Raw genomic sequence first — 21659 nt, forward strand, 5'->3', positions numbered from 1 at the left:
GCGCTGCTCCTGACCGAACAGTGAGGATGGTCACGATCCCAGCACCGCCTCCATGACGTCGCGCGCGATCGGGGCGGCCAGCCGGCCGCCGCCGATGTCGTCGCGTGCTGTCTCGGGCGCTTCTTCGATGACGACGGCGACCGCGACGCGCGGCTCGTCGGCGGGTGCGAAAGAGGTGAACCACGCGTACGGTGGGTCCTCCTCGCGGCCAGTCTGCGCGGTGCCGGTCTTGCCGGCCACCTGGATGCCCTCGATCTGTGCGTTCTGTCCGGTCCCGTTCTCGACGACGTCGACCATCATCTCGGTCAGCTGCTCCGCCGTTTCAGGGGAGACGGCGCGGGTCCGCTCCTCCGGCTCGGTCTGCTCGATAGGGCTGACGAGGTCAGGACCGCGCACCGAGTGGACCAGGTACGGTTCCATGAGCACGCCGTCGTTGGCGATGGCGGCGGAGACCATGGCGATCTGCAGCGGCGTTGCCGCCACCTCGAACTGCCCGATGGCCGAGTACGCCGTGAGGGCGTCGTCGAGCTCGCTCGGGAAGACGCTGGTGGCGGCGTTCATGTCGTCGTTGGTCAGCGGCTGGGTGCCGAATCCGAACCGCTCGGCCTGTTCGCGCAGCGCGTCGGCGCCGACCTCGTTGCCGAGGTAGGCGAACGCGGTGTTGCAGGAGTCGCGCAGCGCCTCGATCAGCGTGGGCGTGCCGTCGGCACACGCCTCGCCGTTCTGGTTGGGCAGGTCGCGGTCGGACAGCGGGACGTCGTACTGCGCCGGGCCGGGCACCTCGGTGCCGGCGTCGAAGTCGCCGGTCTCCAGTGCCGCCGCGGCCGTGACCAGCTTGAACACCGACCCCGGTGGTAGCCGCTGCGCGAACGCGCGGTTGAGGTCCGGGTTGTCCGGGTCGGCCTCCAACGCCTCACGCGCTGCCTGCTGCTCCTCGATGGAGTGGCTGGCCATCGCGTTGGGGTCGTACGACGGGGTGCTGACCGCAGCGAGGATGGCACCGGTCTCGACGTCGATGGCGACGACGGCGCCCTTGTAGCCCTCGGCGACCATGGCGTCGTACGCGGCCTGCTGCGCGGCCGGGTCGATGGTGAGCCGGACCGCGCCGCCGCGAGGCTCCTCGCCCGTCACCAGGTCGATGAGCCGCCGGACGAAGAGGCGGTCGTCGTCGCCGGAGAGGATGTCGTTCTGTGCCCGCTCCAGCGCGGTGCGGCCGTAGTAATACGAGTAGTAGCCGGTCAGCGGCGTGTAGGCAGGGCCCTGCGGGTATTGGCGCAGGAACTGGTACTCGTCGTCACTGGGCACCGACTCGGCAACCGGCGTGTCGTCGGCCAGCAGGATCGGGCCGCGCTCGCGGGAGTACTCGTCGAGCAGGACCCGGCGGTTCTCCGGCCGCGCGTTGAGCTCGTCGGCCCAGAACGCCTGGACGTACGTGACGTTGATGAGCAGCGCAACGCACAGCAGCAGGCAGCCGGCGGAGATGCGGCGGATGGGCGAGTTCATCGGATCCTCACCACCTGGGTGACCGCGGTATCGGCGGCCGGCGACGACGACGAACTGGCCGGGACCGGCCGCCGGGCCGCGTCGGAGAGTCGGATGAGCAACGCCACGAGAACCCAGTTCATCACGAGCGACGAACCACCCAGTGACAGGAAGGGTGTGGTCAGGCCGGTCAGCGGGATGAGCTTCGTCACGCCGCCGAGCACGATGAACACCTGCAGGAAGAACCCGGCGGCCAGGCCGGCGGCCAGCAGCTTGCCGAACGGATCGCGCAGCAGCAGGCCTGCGCGCAGGCCGCGGGAGGCCAGCAGCGCGTACAGCAGGATGACGGAGATGAGCCCGGTCAGGCCGAGCTCCTCACCGAGCGCGGAGCCGATGAAGTCGCTCTCGGAGATCTGGGTGAGCTCGGGCCGGCCCTGCCCGAGGCCGGTGCCGAGCAGGCCGCCGTAGGCCAGTCCGTACAGCGACTGCGCGATCTGCCCGGTCGGGTCGATGAACGGGTCGAGCCAGAAGTCCACCCGCGTCTGCACGTGACTGACGACGGCGTTCGCGGCGAGGCCGCCGGCGACGATGAGCAGCAGGCCCAGGATGATCCACGAGATGCGCTCGGTGGCGACGTAGATCATCAGTACGAAGATGCCGAACAGGAGGACCGACGGGCCGAGGTCGTTCTGGACCACCAGGATGCCCAGGGCGGCCACCCAGACGATGAGGATGGGGCCGAGGTCGCGGGCCCGCGGCAGGTCGATGCCGAGGATGCGGCGCCCGGCCAGGGCGAGCGCGTCGCGCGTCTGCACGAGGTAGGCCGCGAACGCGATGATCAGGATGATCTTGGCTGCCTCACCCGGCTGGAACGTCATCGGGCCGACGTTGATCCAGATGCGAGCGCCGCGGATGGAGTGGCCGATGACCGGCAGCAGCGGCAGCACCAGCAGGAGCAGGCCGGCGAGCCCGGCCAGGTACGGCAGCCGGGAGAGGACCCGGTGGTCGCGGACGACTATCAGCACGCCGACGAACATGGCCACGCCGACGGCCATCCAGGTGAGCTGGATGGTCGCGTGCGTGGTCTCTCTGGCGATGTCGATCCGGTGGATCATCGCCAGGCCCAGTCCGCACAGCGTCACCACGATGGGCAGGATCACGGGGTCGGCGTACGGAGCTCGGATGCGGATGACGACGTGTGCGACGCCGGTGGCGGCGGTCAGCCCGCCGAGGTAGGCCAGGGCGTTCGGTGGCACTCGTCCGAGAGCACCGAGGTCGACGTTGATGTACGCGAACGTCGCGATGCCGATGGCGAACATCAGCAGGATCAGTTCGGTACCCCGGCCGCGGCGGGGGACGATCGAGTCGGCCGCCGGGGGCTCCAGGCGGGCTCGGGCGCGGTCGAGGCTCATGATGACGTTCCCGCACAGAGCAGACCGGGGTAGCCGACCTCGTTGCCGAGCCAGTCCTCCGGGTCGTCCGGCTGATCGGTGTCGGTGCCCTCGGTGCTGCCCGGTGTCTGCGTCGACCGCGGTTCGCCGGACGCGGCCGGCGGCGGGGTCGTCGTCTGTCCCGGTGTCGGCGTGGGCGTGGGTGTCGGCGTGGCCGTCTCCAGGCGCTCGTGGGCGCGGCAGGCGTTCAGCCGCAGGCCGTCGATGACGCGCTGGGCGTCGTCGAGGTTGTCCGCGGCGATGGTGTCCTCGACCTGTTCGCGGTAGATCTCCGGCAGGGACTCCACCGGCAGCCCGCCAGGGATGTCGTACAGCTCGGACAGTCGGATCGGGCCGATCTCCTGGCTGACGCCCTGGTAGATGGCGACTTGGCCGGAGCTGTCGGCGACGTAGTACTGGTCGCGGATCCAGTCGTTGGCGAGGTTGAGCCCGGCCCAGCCCAGCAGGGCGATGGCGGCGACCAGCACCACCGCGCGCGCCCAGCGGAACCGCCGCGGCGGCTGCGGCGCGTAGCGCATGGCCTCGAGGTCGTCAGGGGTCGGCTTCTCCTCGGCGCCCAGCAGCCCACGAAGCGCCGCGCCGGGGCGTCGTCGGTGCGGCCGCTCTGGCGCCGCCGGGGTGTTGCTGGCCGCCGCACCCACCAGGAACGCTTCAGCGGTGTCGTCGGGCTGTCGCGGGGTGTCGGTCTCGATGACGTCGGCCAGCACCAGCGTGACGTTGTCGGGCGCGCCACCGGCCAGAGCCAGCCGGATGAGCTCGTCGGCGGCCTCGTCCAGCTGCGCCACCGAGCCGAGGGTCTCCGCCAGGGTTGAGTCGGACACGACACCGGTGAGGCCGTCGCTGCACACCAGCAGCCGGTCTCCGGGACTGACCTCGAGCAGCTCCATGTCGGGGTCGACCTCACCCTGTCCCTGCAGCGCCTTGAGGATCAGTGACCTCGCCGGGTGAACGCCGGCCTCTTCGAGCGTGATGCGGCCCTCGTCGACGAGGGACTGCACGAACGTGTGGTCGTGGGTGAGCTGCCGGATGGAGCCGTCGCGCAGGAGGTAGGCCCGGGAGTCGCCGATGTGGACCAAGCCCAGTGCCGTGCCGGTCCACATGACGGCGGTGACCGTGGTGCCCATGCCCTCGCGGCTGGAGTCGTCGACGATGAGCTGCCGGATGCGCGCGTTGGCGGAGTCGATGGCGGCGGTCAGCGCCTCGAGCGGGTCGGTGTCGCGGGGATCGCGCTCGGCCAGGACCAGCTCGTCGATAGCCGCCTGGCTCGCCACCTCGCCGGCCGCGTGCCCGCCCATGCCGTCGGCGACGGCGAGGAGGTACGGCCCCGCGTACCCGGAGTCCTCGTTGCCCTCCCGGACCAGGCCGACATCAGAGCGCGCGACATAGCGCAGCATCAACGGCATCGGTTCCTACTTCCGCAGCTCGACAACGGTCTTGCCGAGCCGGAACCTGCTCCTGGCCGTGACCGGTGTACTGCGGGTGAGCCGCTGGTTGCCGACATAGGTGCCGTTGGTCGAGCCGAGGTCCTCGACGTACCACTGGTTGTCGTGGAACCGGAGTCGCGCGTGCTGGGTGGACACGTACTCGTCCGCGAGCGGCACGGTGCAGTCGCCGCCGCGCCCGAACGTGACCGGGCGGCCGTCGAGCGCGGCGCTGCGTCCGGTGTCGGGGCCTTCGACGATGACCGCCTTGGTGGGTGTGCCCTTGCCGGCCCGCGGCTGGCGGGTCTGCCGGGCGGCCTCACGCGCCTCCCGGCCCGGCTTGGGCTGCTTCGGTGGGCGCACGCCGAACAGGTCGGCCCGCATGGCCGACGTGACGGAGAGGATGAGTAGCCACAGAACGGCGAGGAAGCCGAGCTTGATGACCGTGAGCGTCAGCTCCGACACCCGCTCACCTCCCGGGGACGCGCCGACTGACGTCGGCGACGGTGGAGCCGAGAACGATGCGCGAGCCGTCGCTGAGCGGCGCCTGCCCGATGCGGGCACCGTCGACCACGGTGCCGTTGGTGGAGCCGAGGTCGACTGCCACGAGCTGAGTCTGCGTGCCCTGCTGGTACACCCTGATCTCCAGGTGCCGTCGGGAGACGCCGGGATCGTCGATCCGGAGGTCGCATTCGCTGCCCCGGCCGAGCACGATACCCGGTGCGATGACGGGGTGCTGCGTGCCGTTGATGATCAAGAACGCGGCTGCCTGCCGCTCCGTCGTCGAGCTCGGCGTGAACGACGAGCCGCGGTCGACACCCGCGCGGACCGCGCTGCGGATGCGGAAGTCGCCGACGATGAGGTCCTCGTGCCGCTCGAACCCGACGCCGACGGGGCCGGTGAACGCGTAGTGCTGCAGCTCGGCGTGCTCGCGCGCGAGCTCGACCAGCTCGGTCGCGAGGGTCCCGAGGTAGGCGGAGAGCCGCTCGTGGTCGCCCGGTCCGAGCTCGACCACGAAGTCGTTGGGGACGAGAGAGCGGTCACGGCTGACGATCTGGGCGTTGTTGTCCAGCTCACGCTGGATGGCAGCCGCGATCTCGACCGGCTGGACCTCGGAGCGGAACGCCCGCGTGAACGCGCCCTGAACGAGGTTCTCGAGCCGGCGCTCGAAGCGTTGCAGAACCCCCACGGAAACCTCCCTCCACCTGTCAGTCTCTGGTGCCGCCCTGGCAGTGCCCCTGATCGTAACCGCGAGCGGCACGACGATACGGTCCCGCCCAGGAACGCAGCCATACTGATGCCGCGACGCAACTCGTGTGACGACTGCGGGCGGCTCAGGAGTTCCGGCGGCTCGGCGTGTGCTCGCGCCCATGGTGTCATTTCAACCCTACGTCTGTGGAATCGCGCACCGTCGAAGGCGTGTTAACCTTGGTGCCGCAGCACCGGCCCGGCAAGGGTCTGGTGCCCATGCGCGGGTGGCGGAATAGGCAGACGCGCACGGTTCAGGTCCGTGTGTCCGAAAGGACGTGGGGGTTCAACTCCCCCCTCGCGCACCACACAGAACTCCCGGTCAGGAAGCCCTGACCGGGAGTTTCGCGTCGTGCGCCCACCAGGACGTGGACGCCGGGAGGCGATAGGAGTCAGCACTGTGAAGGTCGTCGTGATCGGGGCCAGCGGGGTCATAGGGTCGGCCGTGGCCGATGCTCTGGAGGAGCGGCACGAGGTGGTGCGTGCGTCCCGGCGCGGGCCGGTGGCCGTCGACGTGGGGCGGCCGGAGTCGGTGGAGGCCCTGTTCGAGGCGGTGGGCGGGCTCGACGCCGTCGCGTGCTGTGCGGCGAACGCGCCGACGGCCGACCTGGTGACGGCCGGCGACGACGAGTTCACCGCGGGCCTGCCGGGCAAGCTGCTGGGCCAGGTGCGGCTGGTCCGGACGGCGCTGCACCACCTGAACGACGGCGGATCGGTCACGCTCACCGGCGGGACGTTCGTGGAGCCGCTGCCCGGCGGGTCGTTCGGCGCGCTGGTCAATGCGGGGCTGGCGGCGTTCGTCGAGTCGGCCGCGCCGGAACTGCCGCGCGACCTGCGCCTCAACCTGGTGGCGCCGGGCTGGGTGCGTGAGTCGCTGGTGGCGTTCGGCTGGAATCCCGCGAAGGGTGTCCCGGTAGCCGACGTCGCCCGAGCGTACGTGGCGGCGGTCGAGGGGACGGCGCGGGGCGAGGTCGTCACCGTCACCGCGTGAGCCTATGGTCGACGGGACACCTCACCTGTCCCCGTCGTCGGCAACCGGGCTGACCGTGACGCGGCCGGCGCTGAGCAGTCCGGCCAAGGCGACACCGGCGCTGGCGGCCAGGATCACCCCGAACGTCGCCGGCCCGGGCGACGGCGCGGCGAACGCGATGGCCGTGCCGCCGATCGCGAACGCGGCCGCCGTGCTCAGCGAGCCGGCCAGGTGGCCGGCGCTGACGTTGCGGCCCTGGTTCGTGTCGTCGGAGCCGTCGAGGATCAGCAGTGAGAGCACCGGCGACGTCAGCCCCATCCCGATGCCCGCGACCGCCCAGCCGGTCAGCCCGACCGCGGGCGGCAGGTCCGGCCACGCCAGCGACGTCGCGATCGCGATGCCGGCGGTCATCGTCGCCATGCCGGTTCGCAGGACGGTGACCCGCGCGAAGCCGTGGTCGCGTCCCTGGAGCCAGGAGCCGAACGCCCACGACACCCCGGTGATCGAGAGGCTGATCCCGGCCGTCGTCGGGCCGAAGCCGTGCACCAGCGTGAGCAGCAGCGGCAGCCAGGCACCGGACGCGCCGAACGCGGCGGCGGCGAACCCACGCTGGGCGACGACCGTCGGCAGCCCGCGGCGCAGCCGGAACGTGCCGGCGGGAAGGAGCCGGAGCGCCGCGAGCGCGGTCGCGGCCGAGCAGACGGCGACGGCCGCGCCGACGGCCACGGGATGGGCCTCGAGGTGGTCGCCGGCCAGGGTGAGGCCGAAGACGGCGGCGGCCGCCGTGGCGGCCCACGGCAGGACCGCGGCCGGCGAGGACACCCCGGGCGAGGACGTTCCTGACGACGGTCGACCCGACGGCGACCGCGCGTCGGCGTCCCGGGCGGCCCGGATCGCCGGCTGGATGAGCAGCCAGGTCGGCACCAGGATGGCCAGCGCGCCGAGGAACACCCAGCGCCACCCGGCCCCTTCGGTCACGACGCCGGTGAGGAACGGGCCGATCACCGACGGCAGCACCCACGCCGCGGCGAACAGTGAAAACATCCGCGGCCGCAGCCGCTCCGGCAGCGCCCGCGCGACCAGCACCATGATCCCGACGTCGATCAGGCCCTCGGCCAGCCCGCTGAGCAGCCGTCCGGCGATCACCTGCGGCATGCCGACGGCGGTACCGACCAGCACCTGCGCGACGGCGAACAGCAGCACGCCGGCGCGCAGCGGCGACACCGGGCCGGACCGATCGGCCCATACGCCGGCGATCGCCAGGGAGACGGCGTAGCTCGCGACCGGCGCGGCGTTGGCCAGGCCGAAGCTGCCGATGGCGTCGAACTCGCGGACCAGCGTCGGGAGTGCTGTGCCGACGGCCCGGTTCTCGAACGCGCCGAGCGTCACCAACGCGACAGCACCGACGGCGAGCGGCAGGTGTTCCCGGCTGAAGAGGGTCGACGGCGCCTGCGCCGGACTGGTGGCCATGGAGGCGATGATCCAACCTCGACCTAAGTTGAGGTCAAATCGTGGTCGCTCACCGGCAGCCCGACGAGCCGTCCCAGGGTGTCGATGGTGTGCTCGAACAGCGTGGTGCGGTCGTCGACCACGTTGTTGAACTGGCCGAAGATCTCGAAGCTCAGAATGCCGAAGAGCCCCGTCCAGCTGGCGACGGCCCGTGCCACCAGATCGTCCGGGAGGCCAGGCATCAGGGACCGCACCGCCTCGGCGTCGTGGCTGAACGACGGCGGCGGCGCGGGGAACCCGTCGGGCGGCGAGAGAGCGCCGCCGGCGTACGCGTCGGCGAGGATGCGCCCGTAGACGACCGTGTCGCGGATGGCCGGTTCGACGGTGTCCTGCGGCGCCTGGTAGCCGGGCACCGGTGACCCGTAGAGCAGGGCGTACTCGTGCGGGTGTGCGAGCGCCCAGCCTCGGGCGGCCCGGCAGACCGCGCGCCACCGTCCCGGGTAGTCGTCCTCGGCGCAGCGGGCGTCGGCCTGCTCCACGGCCTCTCCGATGGCGTTGTAGGCGTCGATGATCAGCGCGGTCAGGAGGTCGTCGCGGCTCGGGAAATAGCGGTAGATGGCCGACGAGACCATGCCCATCTCGCGGGCGATGGCCCGCAGGGACAGGCCCGTGGCGCCCTCGCTAGCGAGCTGCCGTCGGCCGATTTCGGTGATCTCCCTGGTCAGCTCGGCCCGGGCGCGTTCGCGGGCGGTCCGGCTCGCACTCATGGTTCGGACTCTATCAGAGCGGCGCATCGAAAAGAGAGCGCCGCTCTTGACATCGCCGATCCAAACAGAGAGCATTGCTCTCGAAAGGAAGCACCAGTTTCACTTCGAGACTGCGACGACGCACCTCGGCGGAACAGCGACCAGAGCGGAGCAATCACATGAGCAAGCAGGTCATCGTCGGAGCCGGCCAGGTCGGCAGCCGGCTCGCCACGCTTCTGTCGGACGAGGGACACGACGTCGTCGTGGTCAGCCGGTCCGGCTCGGGCCCGGACGGGGTCACGAAGGTGTCCGCGGACGCCGGCGACCAGGAGCGCCTGACCGAGATCACCCGTGGCGCCGACGTCATCTACAACTGCGCGAACCCCCGGTACCACCGGTGGACGCAGGACTGGCCGCCGATGGCCGCGTCGCTGCTGGCCGCGGCTCAGGACAACGGCGCCGTGCTCGCCATCCTCGGCAACCTCTACGTCTACGGACCGGTCGACGGCCCGATGACCGAGGACCTGCCGCTCGCGACCATCGGCGTCAAGGGCGGCGTCCGGGTCAAGATGTGGGCCGATGCGCTGGCCGCCCACCGGGCCGGCCGGGTGCGGGTGACGGAACTGCGCGGCTCGGACTACTTCGGGCCCGGCGTCCTCGACCAGGGCCACGTGGGCGAGCGGTTCGTGCCGGCGCTGCTGGCCGGCAAGCCGGCCACGTACCTCTTCTCGCCCGACGTCGTGCGCAGCTGGACGTACGTGCACGACGTGGCCCGCGCGCTGGCCGTCGCCGGCAGCGACGAGCGGGCGTGGGGACGTGCCTGGCATGTGCCGACCGCGCCACCCCAGAGCGCCCGGGAGCTGGCCGAGCGCATCACCCGGATCGCCGGCGCACCGCGGCCCCGCGTCCGCCAGGTGCCCCGCGTCGTGATGGAGGCCATGTCGCTCGGGTCGCCGATGCTGCGCGAGCTCCGCGAGCTGCGGTACCAGTTCGACCGGCCGTTCGTGCTGGACTCGTCGGACTTCCAGGAGACGTTCGGGCAGCGGCCGACTCCGATCGACGAGGCGCTGGCTGAGACGATCCGCTGGTGGCGGGCGCGCTGAGTCGGCGTCAGCGGCTGGTGGGGCCGGCGACGGCGTCAGGTGGCAGCTCGTGATGTGGCAGCCCACGCAGCAGCAGCGCCAGCTTCGCCGTCGAGTCCAGCTCCTCGGCGAGATCGGCGGCCAGGTCGACGTCGTCCGCGGCGACGACGCTGCCGTGGTTGGCCATCAGCACCGCGTGGTGGCCGGCCATGAGCGCGGCCACGCCGTCGGCCAGGTCCTGGCTGCCGGGCGGTGCGTACGGCGCCACCGGCAGCGGGCCGAGCCTCGTGACCTGGTACGGCGTCAGCGTCGGCAGTGGATCGGCCAGGCAGGACGCCGCCACAGCATGGACGGAGTGCAGGTGCACGATGGCTTGCGCCCGCGGCCGAACCCGGTACGCGGCCAGGTGCAGCGGGAACTCCTTCGACGGGCGGTTCGCCGACAGCGAGGTGCCGTCGGCGGTCAGCACCGCCAGGTCGTCCTCGGTGACCCGGCCGAGGGAGCTGCCGGTCGGCGTGACGAATACCTGGTCACCCACCCGGACGCTGACGTTGCCGGAGCCGCCGGGCGACAGCCCCAGCGCGGCGAGCCGCCGGCAGGCCCGGATCAGCTGCCCCGCCGGGGTCACGGCGCCACCGCCCAGGCCGTGGAGAACAGGTCCGGCGGGCCGAAGTTGCCAGCCTTCAGCAGCAGCGCCAGCCGGGTCGGCCCGACACTGACCGTCCACGGAACGCCCGGGGCCACTTGGTCGCCGACGAGCACCTGACGGACGCCCAGCGCCGCGGTGACCGCGCCGGAGGTCTCGCCGCCCGCGACGATCAGCCGCCGTACGCCCGTGTCGACCACCGCGCTGGCCACGGCGGCGAGGGCGTCCTCAGCCAGCTGCGCGGAGCGGTCGCGGCCGTGCCGGTCTTGGACCCGGCGCAGCTCGCCGGGGTCGAGGCTGGTGGTGACGAGCACCGGCCGGCCGTCGCCGGACCTCAGCGCCGCGGCAACGGCGGCGACGGCGGCCGTCACCGCCCGCTCCTGGTCCGTGGCGAGGTCGTCGACGGCGATCCACACCGATGGTCCGGGGAAGGCGGCGATCTGCTCACGCGTGCGCCGCGAGCAGCTGCCCGCGAGCACCACGCGGCCGCCCGCCCGGCCCACGTCCGGCAGCGAGGTCGCCGCAGCGGCGGACCCGGCCAACTTCACATGCCGTCGGGCCAGCGCCGCCGCCAGCCCGGACGCCCCGCCCAGCAGCTCGTCGCCCTTGAACAGCGCGGCGGAGTGCAGGTCGAGGTCGGCATCGGTGAGCGCGTCGAGCAGCACGTGTCCGGTGGGGTCGTCCCGCACCCGACGGCGCACCGCGTCGGCCGCGTCGCGCTCCGTCCGCCCGCCGAACGACGGCCAGGGCACCAGCGCCACCGGCCGCGGGGTCTGTGCACCCAGCACGCGTACGAGGTCGGGATCGGTCATCGGGGTGAGCGGATGGTCACGCAGCGGCGACTCCGACAGCAGCCGCCCGTCCACGAACAAGTGCCCCTGGTAGACAGTGCGCCCGACGGCCGGCGTGGCGGGTGTGCCCGCCGAGACGCCGCCGGTCAGGTCGGCCAGCGCGTCGGCGACCGGGCCGATGTTGCCGGCCTTCGTGGAGTCGAACGTCGAGCAGTACTTCTGGTACAGCCGCCGCGCGCCGTGGTCGAGCAGCCACCGGCCCGCCGCGACCGACCAGGCCACGGCGTCGTCGACCGGTGCGGTCCGCGACGTGAGGGCCACGACGGTGCAGCCGGCTCCCGGCGCGGGCTCGTCACCGGCGCGCGGTGGTCCGAGCAGGACCGTCGCTGGTACCCCGGTGGAGCCGACGACGCCGGCGAGGTCGCAGGCACCGGTGACGTCGTCGGCCACCACGCCGAGCCAGGTCATCGCGGCTCCCCCGCCAGCACCACCCGCACCCCCGCGGTCCGGACGGCCGACACCGTCACCGCCGGCGCGGAGTCGTCGGTGACCAGCACGGCGACGGACTCGATGCCGGCGAACCGGATGGGTGCCCGGGCCCGCAGCTTGGAGCCGTCGGCGGTGACGATGACCGAGCGGGCGGCGCCGGCGATGGCCTGCTTCGTCTCGGCGTCGTACGGGTCGCTGCAGTACACACCATCCGAGCCGACGGCGGTGGCCGACAGCACGGCGACGTCGACGACGATGTTGCGCAGCGCGGTGCGCACGGCGGGGCCGCCGAACGACCGGGTGACCGGATGGAAGATGCCGCCGAGGCCGATCAGCCTGAGGTCGGTGCGGTCGGCGCAGCTGGCGATGACCGGCACCGAGTGGGTGACGACGGTCAGGTCGGGCGGCAGCACATCGGCCAGCCGCGCCACCGTGGTACCGGAGTCCATGGCCACCGTGGCGCCGGGGTCGAGCAGCGAGGCAGCGGCGTTGGCGATGGACCGCTTCTGCGCGGCGCTGTGGTCGGTGCGCTGCTCGAACGGGACACCAGCGCCGTCGGGCAACCGCGCGCCGCCGGTGACGCGCACGGCCAGCCCGTCGTCGGCCAGCTGATGCAGGTCGCGGCGGATGGTCATCTCCGAGACGCCGAGGTCGGCGGCGGCATGCGACGCCGAGATGTAGCCGGACGCCCGTAGCCGCTTCAGCAGCTCTTCGCGCCGGCGCGGCGCATCGGTGTAGCGCACCAGCCCAGCCAAGTCGATCACGGACTTTTCTGTCAAGTTGCGAACAGTCCCTTGACGTATTTGTTCAACTCCGCACAAACTTGCCGGCATGACGAACTCCCCCACCCTGGCAGCGCTGGCCCGGCCGGGCGGCGGGCTCGCAATGGTCGCCATGGACCAGCGGGAGAGCCTGCGCACGATGTTCGACCAAGCCGGAGCCGGCCGGCCGCCGACCAGCCGGCTGGTCGAGTTCAAGCTCGAGGTGGCCCGCCATCTCGGAAATCTCGCGTCGGGCTTCCTCATCGACCGTGAGCTGGGCTTCGACGAGCTGCGCCGCCGCCGGCTGCTGCCGTCGGACTGCGGGCTGATCCTGGCCGTCGACGCCCTGGAGCAGGAAGAGGGTGGCCCGGTCGAGGACACCGGCCTCGACGAGGCATTCCTCGCCGCGGACAGCGACCTCGACGGCGTCGCGGCGGTCAAGCTCCTGGTGATCTGGCGGCGCGACGAGAGGCGCGCCGCGCGGGTGGAGCTGGCCCGGGCGTTCATCGAGGCCGCCCGTGCGCGCGGCGTCCTGTCGGTCCTGGAGCCGGTGGTCCGTGCGACACCGGCCGAGCATGACCGGGGCAGCTGGGACCTGAACGCCGCCATCGGTGCGGCGGCGCGGGAGCTGTCGGTCCTCGGTCCGAGCCTCTACAAAGCACAGGTCCCCAGCGCGGGCGAGGGCGAGCCCGCCAAGTTGCTCGACGCGTGCCGGGTGCTCGACGAAGCCGTCGCCGGTCCGTGGGTGGTGCTGTCGCAGGGCGTTCGCCAGGATCGGTTCGCCGCGGCGGTCGAGGCGGCCTGCCGGGCCGGTGCCTCTGGGTTCCTCGCCGGGCGGGCGCTGTGGAGCGACGTCGTCGGCCAGCCGCCGGCGCAGCTGTCGGCCCGATCCGTGCCGCGACTGGAGCGGTTGGTGTCCATCGTCGACGAGCACGCGACGCCCTGGTGGGAGAAGGCATGACCGGACTCGGGTTGATCCACACCGTTCCCGCGCTCGGCGCTGTCTTCCACGAGCTGGTGGTCGACCACGCCGGCGACCGCGAGGTCGAGCCCATTCACGTCATCGATCCGTGGCTGCTGCGGACCGCCATGGCCGATGGCGTCACGCCCGAAGTGGTCGACCGCCTCGCGGCACACGTCGAGCACCTGCGGCGGCGCGGCGTCGCCGGGGTGCTGGTCACCTGCTCGACACTGGGCGAGGCCAGCGAGGAGGTGGTGTCGCGGTTGGGCGCGGGCACCCCGGTGGTCCGGGTCGACCAGGGCATGGCCGATCGCTCGGTCGAGATCGCCGGCGACGGCGGCCGGGTCGCGGTCCTCGCGACGGTGGCCTCGACCCTGGGACCGACCGAGCGGCTGGTGCGGCGCAGCGCGACGGCGGCTGGGGTCGCGGTGACCGTCGACTCCGAGCTGCTGGACGAGGCCGGCCGGGCCCGCGAGTCCGGCGACGGCGACCGGCACGACGCCCTGGTGGCCGAGGCGGTGGGCCGGTGGGCGCGGCCCGAGCGCGCGGACGTCGTCGTCCTGGCCCAGGCGTCGATGGCCGAGGTGGGTGGTGCGGCTGGCGCCGGCCGGGCGGTGCCGGTTCTCAGCTCGCCGGAGCTGGCCGCGCGCCGTCTGGTCGACGTCGCCACATCCGCCTGAGCACGCTGTTTCCATTTCGTTAATCCGAACCCGTTGACTCCGAAGTTGCGTGTGGGTACGTTCTCACATGGCAACGATGCCACACCGGTGACGAGCCCTTTCCAGCTCGCCACGGGGCGCGGCGCTGACCGTCCGGCCGTTGGGTACGGGCGGCCCCGAGATCTGGACATCGCGACGCTCCCGCCTGGACGTCGCCCGACGTGCAGGCGTCGTCACACCTGACGCCTCCCCACAGATGGAGGACAGTCCATGAGACCAGCAGCTGTTCGATGGTCCGTCGTGGCGCTGACGGCCGGCCTCGTGCTCGCCGGGTGCGCCCAGGGCACCAGCGACGACGACTCGTCCGACGACGGGACCGGTGGCGGCACCGCCTTCGACCCCGAGGCCGAGCTGAGCGGCGAGCTCAACGTCATGGGCTTCGGCGCGACCGACGAGATCGGGCAGACCCGGCTGGACCTGGCTTCCGAAGCCATCGCGCCGGCCGAGGTCAGCCTCATCGAGGGCGACCTGGACATCCAGCAGTTCCTGTCCGCCGTCGCGACCGGTGAGCCGCCGGAGCTCGTCTACGCCAACCGCGACCAGATCGGCACCTTCGCCTCCCGCGGCGCGATCATCCCGCTCGACGAGTGCATCGAGGGCGAGGGCATCGACACGTCGATGTACCTCGAGCCGGCGCTGGAGCAGGTCACCTTCGACGGCAGCGTCTACGGCATCCCCGAGTTCAACTCGGTCCAGATCACCCAGGCGAACGCCGATCTGCTCGCGGCGGCCGGGCTGACGCTCGAGGACGTGAACGGATCGGACTGGGACGCCGTCAGCGCCGCGAACGAGGCGATGCACCAGGGCGACGGCGGGCTCTCCGTGATCGGCTACGACAGCAAGCTGCCGGAGTTCCTGCCGCTGTGGGCCAAGGCCAACGGCGCCGACCTGCTGTCCGAGGACGGCCGGACCGCGCAGCTGGACGACCCGGCCGTCCTCGAGGCGCTGGAGTGGGCGGTGAGCATCTACGACGCCCAGGGCGGCTTCGGCACGGTGAAGGCCTACCGCGACTCCGCCGACTTCTTCGGTTCGGGCAACCAGTTCGCCACCAACGTGCTGGGCGCGATGCCGATGGAGCAGTGGTACGTCAACGTGCTCAACGACGTCTCGCCGGACGCGCCGATGGCCTTCGACACCGTCCGCGATCTCGAGGGCGAGCCGCTGGCCTATGCGTCGGGCTCGGCGTGGGCCATCCCGGCGGATAGCGCCAACCCGGAAGCGGCCTGCCGGTTCATCAAGACGATGACCGAGACCGAGAGCTGGATCGCTGCCGCGCAGGCGCGCGTCGACCTGCGCGAGGCCGAGGGCAAGCCGTTCACCGGCCTGCTGACCGGCAACGCCGAGGCCGACGCCGCCATCCAGGACCAGTTCGTGCACCCCAGCGGCGACGAGAAATGGGACGCCGCGGTGGCAGCCACCTACGAGGCCAACGAGCACACGTTCAGCCTGCCGGCGAACCCGGCCGACGCGGAGTTCAAGACCGCCTGGCAGGACGCGGTCAACCGGGTCCTCAACGGGCAGCAGGAGCCCGCGGACGCCCTGGCCCAGGCGCAGGAGGAGGCCCAGGCGGCGCTGGACGAGGCATGGGCGACCTGGGACGAGCGGGAAGAGGGCTGACGCCTTGGCCCGCACGCAGGTCGATGCGCCCGGGACGCTCGGTGACGACCGAGCGGCCCGGGCGCGCCGCATGAGCCGCCGGCGTGAGACGCGGGCGGCGCTGCTGTTCATCAGCCCGTGGATCATCGGGTTCCTGGTCTTCACGGCGTGGCCGATCATCTACAGCGCGTACCTGTCGCTGACCGACTACGACGTGATCAACGACCCGAACTACGTCGGGTTCGAGAACTACGAGGAGCTGTTCCGCGACCCCGACGTCGGGCTGGCGCTGTCGAACACGTTCTACTTCACCATCATCCAGGTGCCGCTCTACGTCATCGTGTCGCTGGCGCTGGCTCTGCTGCTCGACAAGGCCGGGCGGGCGTCCGGCTTCTTCCGCACCGCGTTCTTCCTGCCGAAGATGACGCCTCCGGTCGCCGTCGGCATCCTGCTCCTGCTGCTGTTCAACGGGCAGAGCGGCCTGATCAACGAGGCGCTGGGCTGGTTCGGCGTCGACGGACCGGCGTGGACGACAGACCCCGACTGGGTGAAGCCCGGCCTGATTCTCATGAGCCTGTGGTCCGTGGGCTCGTCGGTGATCATCTTGCTGGCCGCGCTGCGCAACGTGCCGCAGGAGCTCTACGACTCCGCGAGGGTCGACGGCGCCGGCTGGTGGAAGACGACCATGCGGATCACCGTGCCCATGATCAGCGGCGCGCTGTTCTTCATCTTCATCGTCAACACCATCGCCGGGTTCCAAACCTTCACCGAGGCCTACACGGCCTACTTCGGGTCGGGCAACACGACGTACAGCAACGATGCGGCGCTGTTCTACGTGATCTACCTGTTCCGCCAGGCGTTCGAGTTCCTCAACATGGGCTACGCCTCGGCGATGGCCTGGCTGCTGTTCGTGATCATCATGATCTTCACGGCGATCCAGATCAAGGTCAGCCGGCGGTTCGTCTACTACGAGGGTGAGCAGCGATGACGACGCAGACGCGGCTCGACTCCGAGGCGGCGCCGGAACCGCGGGCCACGCGGACACCGGTGCGGCGGCGCCGCAAGATCACGCCGGTCAAGGTGTTGATCTGGGTGGCGCTGATCCTGGCCACGCTGATCTTCATCTACCCGTTCATCTGGCTGCTCAGCGCGTCGTTCAAGCCCCGCGGGGAGGTCTTCGACAACAAGCTGATTCCGGAGACGTTCACCTTCGACAACTACCTGAACGTCTGGCAGGAAGCGCCGATGGCGCTGTGGCTGTGGAACACGGTCCTGGTCACGGTGCTCGCGGCGGTGACGGTGACGGTCAGCAGCGCCATGGTGGCCTGGGGCTTCGCGTACTTCCGGTTCCGCGCCCGCAACCTGCTGTTCGCAGTGGTGCTGGCGACGATGATGCTGCCCGGCGCGGTGACGATGATCCCGCAGTTCCTGATCTGGAACAGCCTGGGGATGGTCGACACGCTGACCCCGCTGTGGGCACAGAACCTGTTCGGCAGCGCGTTCTACATCTTCCTGCTGCGACAGTTCTTCCTCGGCCTGCCGAGGGAGCTGTTCGACGCGGCGAAGGTCGACGGCGCGAACAACTGGACGATCTTCACCCGCATCGCGATGCCGCTGTGCAAGCCGGCTCTGATCATCACGCTGCTCTTCGAGTTCCAGGCCATCTGGACCGACCTCATGCGGCCACTGATCTACCTGCGCGACAGCGACAACTTCACCGTCCCGCGCGGGCTGAAGGCGCTGTTGGACCAGTACGGGTTCGGTGGCGAGTGGCACTGGGAGATCGTGGTCACGGCGAGCGTTATCACGACGGTACCGATGATCATCCTGTTCTTCCTCGGCCAGCGTCACTTCGTCCAGGGGATCGCGACCACCGGCAGCAAGGGGTGACGACGGTCGACCTGGGCGGCGGGTGGTCGGTGCGGGAGGCGCTCGGCGACACCTGGCAGTGGTACCTGGACAAGCCGGTCGAGGCGCGCAACAACGCCGGTGACGCGGTGGCCGGCGCTGGCCTGACCCCGGGCTGGCTGCCGGCCCGGGTGCCCGGCGCGGTGATCGGCGACCTGCACCGGGCGGGCGAGCTGCCCGACCCGTACGTGGGCCGCAACTCGCGCTTCGCCGAGTGGGTGAGCGCCCGCTCGTGGGTGTACCGGCGTTCGGTCGAGGTCCCGCCGCTGGCGGACGGGGAGCGCGCGGTGCTGTGCCTGGACGGGGTCGACCCGGGCGGGACGGTGTACGTCGACGGCGTCCGCGCCGGGCGGGCGGTCGGTCTCTACCGTCGCTGCCGGTTCGACGTCACGGCTCAGCTGGCCGGCGGCGGCACGCACCGGCTGGCGGTCGTCGTCGACCCGGCGCCGGTCGGCGAGCCACAGGTGGGCCGCACGGAGCGGGTCACGATACACGCGCCGCGAATGGGCTACGGCTGGGACTTCTGTCCGCGGCTGGTCCACCAGGGGCTGTGGCGCGACGTCCGGCTGGAGATCGGCCGGCTGCACCTGGCCGACGTGTCGGTGCGGCCGTCGGTGGCGGCGGACCTGAGCACTGGACGGGTGCACGTGCGAGCGCTGGCCGAGGTGCCGGACGGGTCGGCCGTGACCGCCGAGGTGGTGGTCCGGTACGACGGTGCCGAGATCGCGGCCGCACCGCTCGCCGTCGGCCCGGCGGGCGAGCTGAGCGGATCTGTCCCGGTGCCGTGGCCGCGGCTGTGGTGGCCACGCGGGCTCGGTGACCAGCACCTGTACGACGTCGAGCTGCGGGTCGCCGACGGTGCCGGAGCCACCGCGGCGGCCCGGGCGAGCACCGGGTTCCGGCACGTACGCATGGCCGGCAACGACGGCGCGGAGCCGGGCGCGCTGCCCTACACCGCGGTCGTGAACGGCCGCCGGGCGCAGCTGCTGGGCTGGAACTGGGCGCCGGCCGACGCGATGTATGGCGACATCGACGCTCTGAAGGTCGAGCATCTCGTCGACCTCGCGGCGCGCTCCGGTGCCCGGCTGCTGCGGGTGTGGGGCGGCGGGCTGGTCGAGACGCCGGCCTTCTACGCCGCCTGTGACCGAGCCGGCCTGCTGGTCTGGCAGGAGTTCTCCCAGTCCAGCTCCGGCCTGCAGAGCGCCCCGTCGGACGACCCCGGCTTCGTCGCCCAGCTGCGGGCCGAGGCCGACGCCGTCGTGCCCGCGCGCACCCATCATCCGTCCCTGCTGATGTGGGGCGGCGGCAACGAGCTGGAGGACGACGACGGCCCGCTGACCGAGCACCGCTCGCCCGCGCTGGCCGCGCTGCGCGACGAGGTGGCGCGGCTCGACCCGGGCCGGCACTGGGTGGCGACGTCGCCGACCGGGCGCCGCTTCCACAACCGGCTCGACGTCATCGAGACCGACCCCGACGGCATGCACGACGTGCACGGCCCGTGGGAGCACCAGGGCCTCGAAACGCACTACACCCTCTACAACCGCGGCCGGGCGCTCGCGCACACCGAGTTCGGCGTCGAGGGCATGGCCAACCGTCGGGCGTGGACGGCGCTGGTGCCGGAGCCCGACCGGTGGCCGGTCGGCCGCGACAACCCCGTCTACCGGCACCTGGGCGACTGGTGGAACAACGCCGAGCTGGTGCGTGCGTCGTTCGGCGGCCGGCTCGACTCGCCCGACGCCTACCGCCGGGCCAGCCAGTTCCTGCAGGCCACTGGGCTGGCGTACGCGGTCGAGGCGGACCGGCGGCGGTGGCCCCGCTGCAGCATGGTGCTGCCCTGGCAGCTGGCGGAGTCCTACCCGAACGCCTGGTGCACGGCCGTCGTCGACCACGCCGGTGAGCCGAAGCCGGCGTTCCACGCGGTCGCGCGGGCCTACCGGCCGGAGCGGGTGACGGCTCGGGTCGATCGGATCGCACTCGCCGGCGCGCCGCCGTCGGTGCAGGCGTGGGTCTGGTCCGAGCCGGGCCGGGCCGCCGGCGGCACCGTCACCGCGCGGCTACTCGACCAGGACGGGCGGCAGGTCGCGACGCGGACCTGGCCGATGATCAGGGCCGTCACGACGCCGTGGCCAGTGGGCGAGTTGTCCGTCGGGGCCGACGCTGTCACGACGCCGGTGGCGTTCTGGCAGCTCGACTGGAGGGCCGCCGACGGCTCCGTCGTCGATGAGGAGTGCGTCGTCCTGGCCACCGGCGCGGACCTCTCCGGGCTGCTGGAGCTGCCTCCGGCCGACGTGACGTTCCACGTGGAACGGACACCTGAGCAGTGGATCGTCGACGTCGAGCACGTCGGTGGGCCGGCTGTCGTCGGGCTCCAGCTCGCCGACGACCGGCCGGCGGAGTCGAGCGGCTGGGGCGTCGTCGCCGGTGACCCGCGACCGCTCCTGCCCGGCCGGCGGCGCCGCTTCACCGTCGAGTGGCGGCACGACGCCGGACCGCGCCGGCTGCTGCTCGAGTCGTGGAACACCGAACCTTCTGTCCTGGAGCACCAATGACGTATCGGTTCCCGGCCGAGTTCCTGTGGGGCGCGGCCACCTCCGCCTACCAGATCGAGGGCAGCCTGGACGCCGACGGCCGCGGCGAGTCGGTGTGGGACGTGTTCGCCCGGCAGCCGGGCGCGATCGAGGGCGGCGGCGACGGCTCCCGGGCCTGCGACTCCTACCGGCGCTGGGCCGAGGACGTCGAGCTGGTAGCGGCGCTGGGGCTGAGCGCGTACCGGTTCTCCGTCGCCTGGTCGCGGATCGTCCCGGACGGCCGCGGCCGGGTCGAGCAGCGCGGCCTGGACCACTACGAACGGTTCGTCGACGCCCTGCTGGAGCGCGGCGTGACGCCCGTGTTGACGCTGAACCACTGGGACCTGCCGCAGGCGCTGATGGCCGACGGCGGCTGGGCCGCGCGGTCCACCGTCGACGCCTTCGCAGAGCTCACCGTTGCTGTCGCGGACCGGCTGGCCGACCGCGTAGAGTGGTGGATAACTCAGAACGAGCCGTGGATCATCGCGCTCCTCGGCTATCACCTCGGCTTGCACGCCCCCGGGGTCCGCGATCTGGGCGCGTCGGTCGCGGCCGGGCACCACGTCATGCTCGCGCACGGCGCGGGGGCGGACGTCCTGCGCGCGCATCGGGGCGCCAAGGTCGGCGTCGCCCTGAGCCTGTTCCCCTGCGATGCCGCGACACCGTCCGAGGAGGACGCCGCCGCCGCCCGGGGCTCCGACGGCTACGTCAACCGCTGGTACCTCGACCCGCTGTTCGGCCGCGGCTACCCGGTGGACATGCGCGAGCACTACGAGCGGGCACTGGGTCGCGAACTGACCGAGATCCGGGACGGCGACGAGGGCGCGATCGCCGGGCGCTGCGACGTCCTCGGCGTCAACTACTACACGCGGCGGGTCGTGGCCGCGGCCGAGCCCGGACCGGACCGTCCGTTCCCGTGGCGCGTCGTCGGCCCGTCCGGAGACGTGGCCCGGACCGACGAGGGCTGGGAGATCGCGCCGGACTCGTTCCGTGACCTCCTGCTGCGGCTGCACCACGAGTACGGCACCCCGGTGCTGATCACCGAGAACGGCGGCGTCTTCGGCGACGCGCCGACGCACGACGGCCGGGTGCACGACGTCCGCCGCTCGGCGTTCCTTCGCGGGCACGTCGCCGCGATGGCAGAGGCGATGGCCGCCGGAGCGGACGTGCGCGGTTACCTGCACTGGTCGCTGCTGGACAACTTCGAGTGGTCGCTGGGCTACCGGCCCCGGTTCGGCCTGGTGCACGTCGACTACGCGACCGGCCGGCGTACGGTCAAGGACTCCGCCCGGCTGTACGCCCGGGTCGCCCGCGACGGGAAACTGCCGGCCGACGATGAGCCGATCGCCGCGTTCGGCTGACCCGATCCCAC

General features: G+C 71.9%; 19 protein-coding genes and 1 tRNA gene. 10 read left to right on the top strand and 10 right to left on the bottom strand.

Features of this window, described 5'->3' with window-relative positions; genetic code table 11:
- Window positions 1-30: 30 nt before the first annotated feature.
- The 5 genes from E1269_RS07470 to E1269_RS07490 are packed head-to-tail and all read right to left on the bottom strand — an operon-like array spanning window position 31 to window position 5543.
- Complete coding sequence (locus tag E1269_RS07470; RefSeq protein ID WP_131892944.1) at window positions 31-1503, bottom strand: peptidoglycan D,D-transpeptidase FtsI family protein; 1473 nt, start codon at window positions 1501-1503, stop codon at window positions 31-33.
- Window positions 1500-2894, bottom strand: a complete 1395-nt coding sequence (locus E1269_RS07475) for an FtsW/RodA/SpoVE family cell cycle protein (protein ID WP_131892946.1) — start codon at window positions 2892-2894, stop codon at window positions 1500-1502. The genes E1269_RS07470 and E1269_RS07475 overlap by 4 nt, the downstream gene beginning before the upstream one ends.
- Window positions 2891-4336, bottom strand: coding sequence for a PP2C family protein-serine/threonine phosphatase (locus E1269_RS07480; protein ID WP_131892948.1), 1446 nt, complete (start codon window positions 4334-4336; stop codon window positions 2891-2893). Before E1269_RS07480 ends, E1269_RS07475 begins: the two co-directional genes overlap by 4 nt.
- 6 nt (window positions 4337-4342) lie before the next feature.
- Window positions 4343-4819 (bottom strand): FHA domain-containing protein FhaB/FipA, encoded by a 477-nt coding sequence (locus tag E1269_RS07485; RefSeq protein ID WP_131892950.1) that lies wholly within the window; start codon window positions 4817-4819, stop codon window positions 4343-4345.
- Between the two features lie 4 nt (window positions 4820-4823).
- Entirely contained in the window at window positions 4824-5543 is a 720-nt protein-coding gene (locus E1269_RS07490) for an FhaA domain-containing protein (protein ID WP_131892952.1), read from the bottom strand.
- 280 nt (window positions 5544-5823) lie between these two features.
- Between E1269_RS07490 and E1269_RS07495 the strand changes: the two genes are divergently transcribed.
- Both E1269_RS07495 and E1269_RS07500 read left to right on the top strand, forming a co-directional pair.
- Window positions 5824-5910 (top strand) — tRNA-Leu (locus tag E1269_RS07495).
- A 92-nt stretch (window positions 5911-6002) separates the two neighbouring features.
- Window positions 6003-6593, top strand: coding sequence for a short chain dehydrogenase (locus tag E1269_RS07500; RefSeq protein ID WP_131892954.1), 591 nt, complete (start codon window positions 6003-6005; stop codon window positions 6591-6593).
- Between the two features lie 21 nt (window positions 6594-6614).
- Here E1269_RS07500 and E1269_RS07505 read toward each other — a convergent pair whose 3' ends face one another.
- Window positions 6615-8042 carry an MFS transporter gene (locus E1269_RS07505; RefSeq protein ID WP_131892956.1) on the bottom strand — a complete coding sequence of 476 codons (1428 nt, stop codon included), beginning with the start codon at window positions 8040-8042 and terminating at the stop codon, window positions 6615-6617.
- A 23-nt stretch (window positions 8043-8065) separates the two neighbouring features.
- Window positions 8066-8788 carry a TetR/AcrR family transcriptional regulator gene (locus E1269_RS07510; RefSeq protein WP_131892958.1) on the bottom strand — a complete coding sequence of 241 codons (723 nt, stop codon included), beginning with the start codon at window positions 8786-8788 and terminating at the stop codon, window positions 8066-8068.
- Window positions 8789-8946: 158 nt separating this feature from the next.
- Here E1269_RS07510 and E1269_RS07515 point away from each other — a divergent pair, with 158 nt between their 5' ends.
- Window positions 8947-9870: an NAD-dependent epimerase/dehydratase family protein gene (locus E1269_RS07515; protein WP_131892960.1), complete on the top strand. Its 924-nt coding sequence runs from the start codon at window positions 8947-8949 to the stop codon at window positions 9868-9870.
- Window positions 9871-9877: 7 nt separating this feature from the next.
- On the opposite strand, the gene E1269_RS07520 is transcribed toward E1269_RS07515, so the two are convergent.
- From E1269_RS07520 to E1269_RS07530, 3 genes are read right to left on the bottom strand one after another with little or no spacing between them, the layout of a single operon-like run.
- Window positions 9878-10477 carry a class II aldolase/adducin family protein gene (locus E1269_RS07520; RefSeq protein ID WP_203433108.1) on the bottom strand — a complete coding sequence of 200 codons (600 nt, stop codon included), beginning with the start codon at window positions 10475-10477 and terminating at the stop codon, window positions 9878-9880.
- A complete protein-coding gene (gene otnK / locus E1269_RS07525) occupies window positions 10474-11754 on the bottom strand; it encodes a 3-oxo-tetronate kinase (protein ID WP_131892962.1) in 1281 nt (426 codons plus the stop codon). Before otnK ends, E1269_RS07520 begins: the two co-directional genes overlap by 4 nt.
- Window positions 11751-12539 carry a DeoR/GlpR family DNA-binding transcription regulator gene (locus tag E1269_RS07530; protein WP_203433110.1) on the bottom strand — a complete coding sequence of 263 codons (789 nt, stop codon included), beginning with the start codon at window positions 12537-12539 and terminating at the stop codon, window positions 11751-11753. The genes otnK and E1269_RS07530 overlap by 4 nt, the downstream gene beginning before the upstream one ends.
- Before the next feature lie 67 nt (window positions 12540-12606).
- Between E1269_RS07530 and E1269_RS07535 the strand changes: the two genes are divergently transcribed.
- From E1269_RS07535 to E1269_RS07565, 7 genes are all read left to right on the top strand, one after another.
- Complete coding sequence (locus E1269_RS07535) at window positions 12607-13497, top strand: hypothetical protein (protein WP_131892964.1); 891 nt, start codon at window positions 12607-12609, stop codon at window positions 13495-13497.
- Window positions 13494-14177, top strand: coding sequence for an aspartate/glutamate racemase family protein (locus E1269_RS07540; protein WP_131892966.1), 684 nt, complete (start codon window positions 13494-13496; stop codon window positions 14175-14177). The genes E1269_RS07535 and E1269_RS07540 overlap by 4 nt, the downstream gene beginning before the upstream one ends.
- A 249-nt stretch (window positions 14178-14426) precedes the next feature.
- On the top strand, window positions 14427-15833 hold the full coding sequence (locus E1269_RS07545; RefSeq protein ID WP_131892968.1) for an extracellular solute-binding protein: 1407 nt from the start codon (window positions 14427-14429) through the stop codon (window positions 15831-15833).
- Between the two features lie 70 nt (window positions 15834-15903).
- Window positions 15904-16800, top strand: a complete 897-nt coding sequence (locus E1269_RS07550; RefSeq protein ID WP_131892970.1) for a carbohydrate ABC transporter permease — start codon at window positions 15904-15906, stop codon at window positions 16798-16800.
- Window positions 16797-17702 carry a carbohydrate ABC transporter permease gene (locus E1269_RS07555; protein WP_131892972.1) on the top strand — a complete coding sequence of 302 codons (906 nt, stop codon included), beginning with the start codon at window positions 16797-16799 and terminating at the stop codon, window positions 17700-17702. Before E1269_RS07550 ends, E1269_RS07555 begins: the two co-directional genes overlap by 4 nt.
- Window positions 17699-20269, top strand: coding sequence for a glycoside hydrolase family 2 protein (locus tag E1269_RS07560; protein WP_131892974.1), 2571 nt, complete (start codon window positions 17699-17701; stop codon window positions 20267-20269). Before E1269_RS07555 ends, E1269_RS07560 begins: the two co-directional genes overlap by 4 nt.
- Window positions 20266-21648, top strand: coding sequence for a GH1 family beta-glucosidase (locus E1269_RS07565; protein WP_131892976.1), 1383 nt, complete (start codon window positions 20266-20268; stop codon window positions 21646-21648). Before E1269_RS07560 ends, E1269_RS07565 begins: the two co-directional genes overlap by 4 nt.
- The last annotated feature ends 11 nt before the right edge of the window (window positions 21649-21659 follow it).

Origin of the sequence: Jiangella asiatica, from assembly GCF_004349065.1 — a bacterium.
Lineage (GTDB): Bacteria > Actinomycetota > Actinomycetes > Jiangellales > Jiangellaceae > Jiangella > Jiangella asiatica.

Bases quoted from the DNA above. Each gene is read 5' to 3' on its own strand.
- E1269_RS07470 (WP_131892944.1), bottom strand. From the start codon at position 1,503: ATGAACTCGCCCATCCGCCGCATCTCCGCCGGCTGCCTGCTGCTGTGC.
- E1269_RS07475 (WP_131892946.1), bottom strand. From the start codon at position 2,894: ATGAGCCTCGACCGCGCCCGAGCCCGCCTGGAGCCCCCGGCGGCCGAC.
- E1269_RS07480 (WP_131892948.1), bottom strand. From the start codon at position 4,336: ATGCCGTTGATGCTGCGCTATGTCGCGCGCTCTGATGTCGGCCTGGTC.
- E1269_RS07505 (WP_131892956.1), bottom strand. From the start codon at position 8,042: ATGGCCACCAGTCCGGCGCAGGCGCCGTCGACCCTCTTCAGCCGGGAA.
- E1269_RS07510 (WP_131892958.1), bottom strand. From the start codon at position 8,788: ATGAGTGCGAGCCGGACCGCCCGCGAACGCGCCCGGGCCGAGCTGACC.
- E1269_RS07515 (WP_131892960.1), top strand. From the start codon at position 8,947: ATGAGCAAGCAGGTCATCGTCGGAGCCGGCCAGGTCGGCAGCCGGCTC.
- otnK (WP_131892962.1), bottom strand. From the start codon at position 11,754: ATGACCTGGCTCGGCGTGGTGGCCGACGACGTCACCGGTGCCTGCGAC.
- E1269_RS07535 (WP_131892964.1), top strand. From the start codon at position 12,607: ATGACGAACTCCCCCACCCTGGCAGCGCTGGCCCGGCCGGGCGGCGGG.
- E1269_RS07540 (WP_131892966.1), top strand. From the start codon at position 13,494: ATGACCGGACTCGGGTTGATCCACACCGTTCCCGCGCTCGGCGCTGTC.
- E1269_RS07545 (WP_131892968.1), top strand. From the start codon at position 14,427: ATGAGACCAGCAGCTGTTCGATGGTCCGTCGTGGCGCTGACGGCCGGC.
- E1269_RS07550 (WP_131892970.1), top strand. From the start codon at position 15,904: ATGAGCCGCCGGCGTGAGACGCGGGCGGCGCTGCTGTTCATCAGCCCG.
- E1269_RS07555 (WP_131892972.1), top strand. From the start codon at position 16,797: ATGACGACGCAGACGCGGCTCGACTCCGAGGCGGCGCCGGAACCGCGG.
- E1269_RS07565 (WP_131892976.1), top strand. From the start codon at position 20,266: ATGACGTATCGGTTCCCGGCCGAGTTCCTGTGGGGCGCGGCCACCTCC.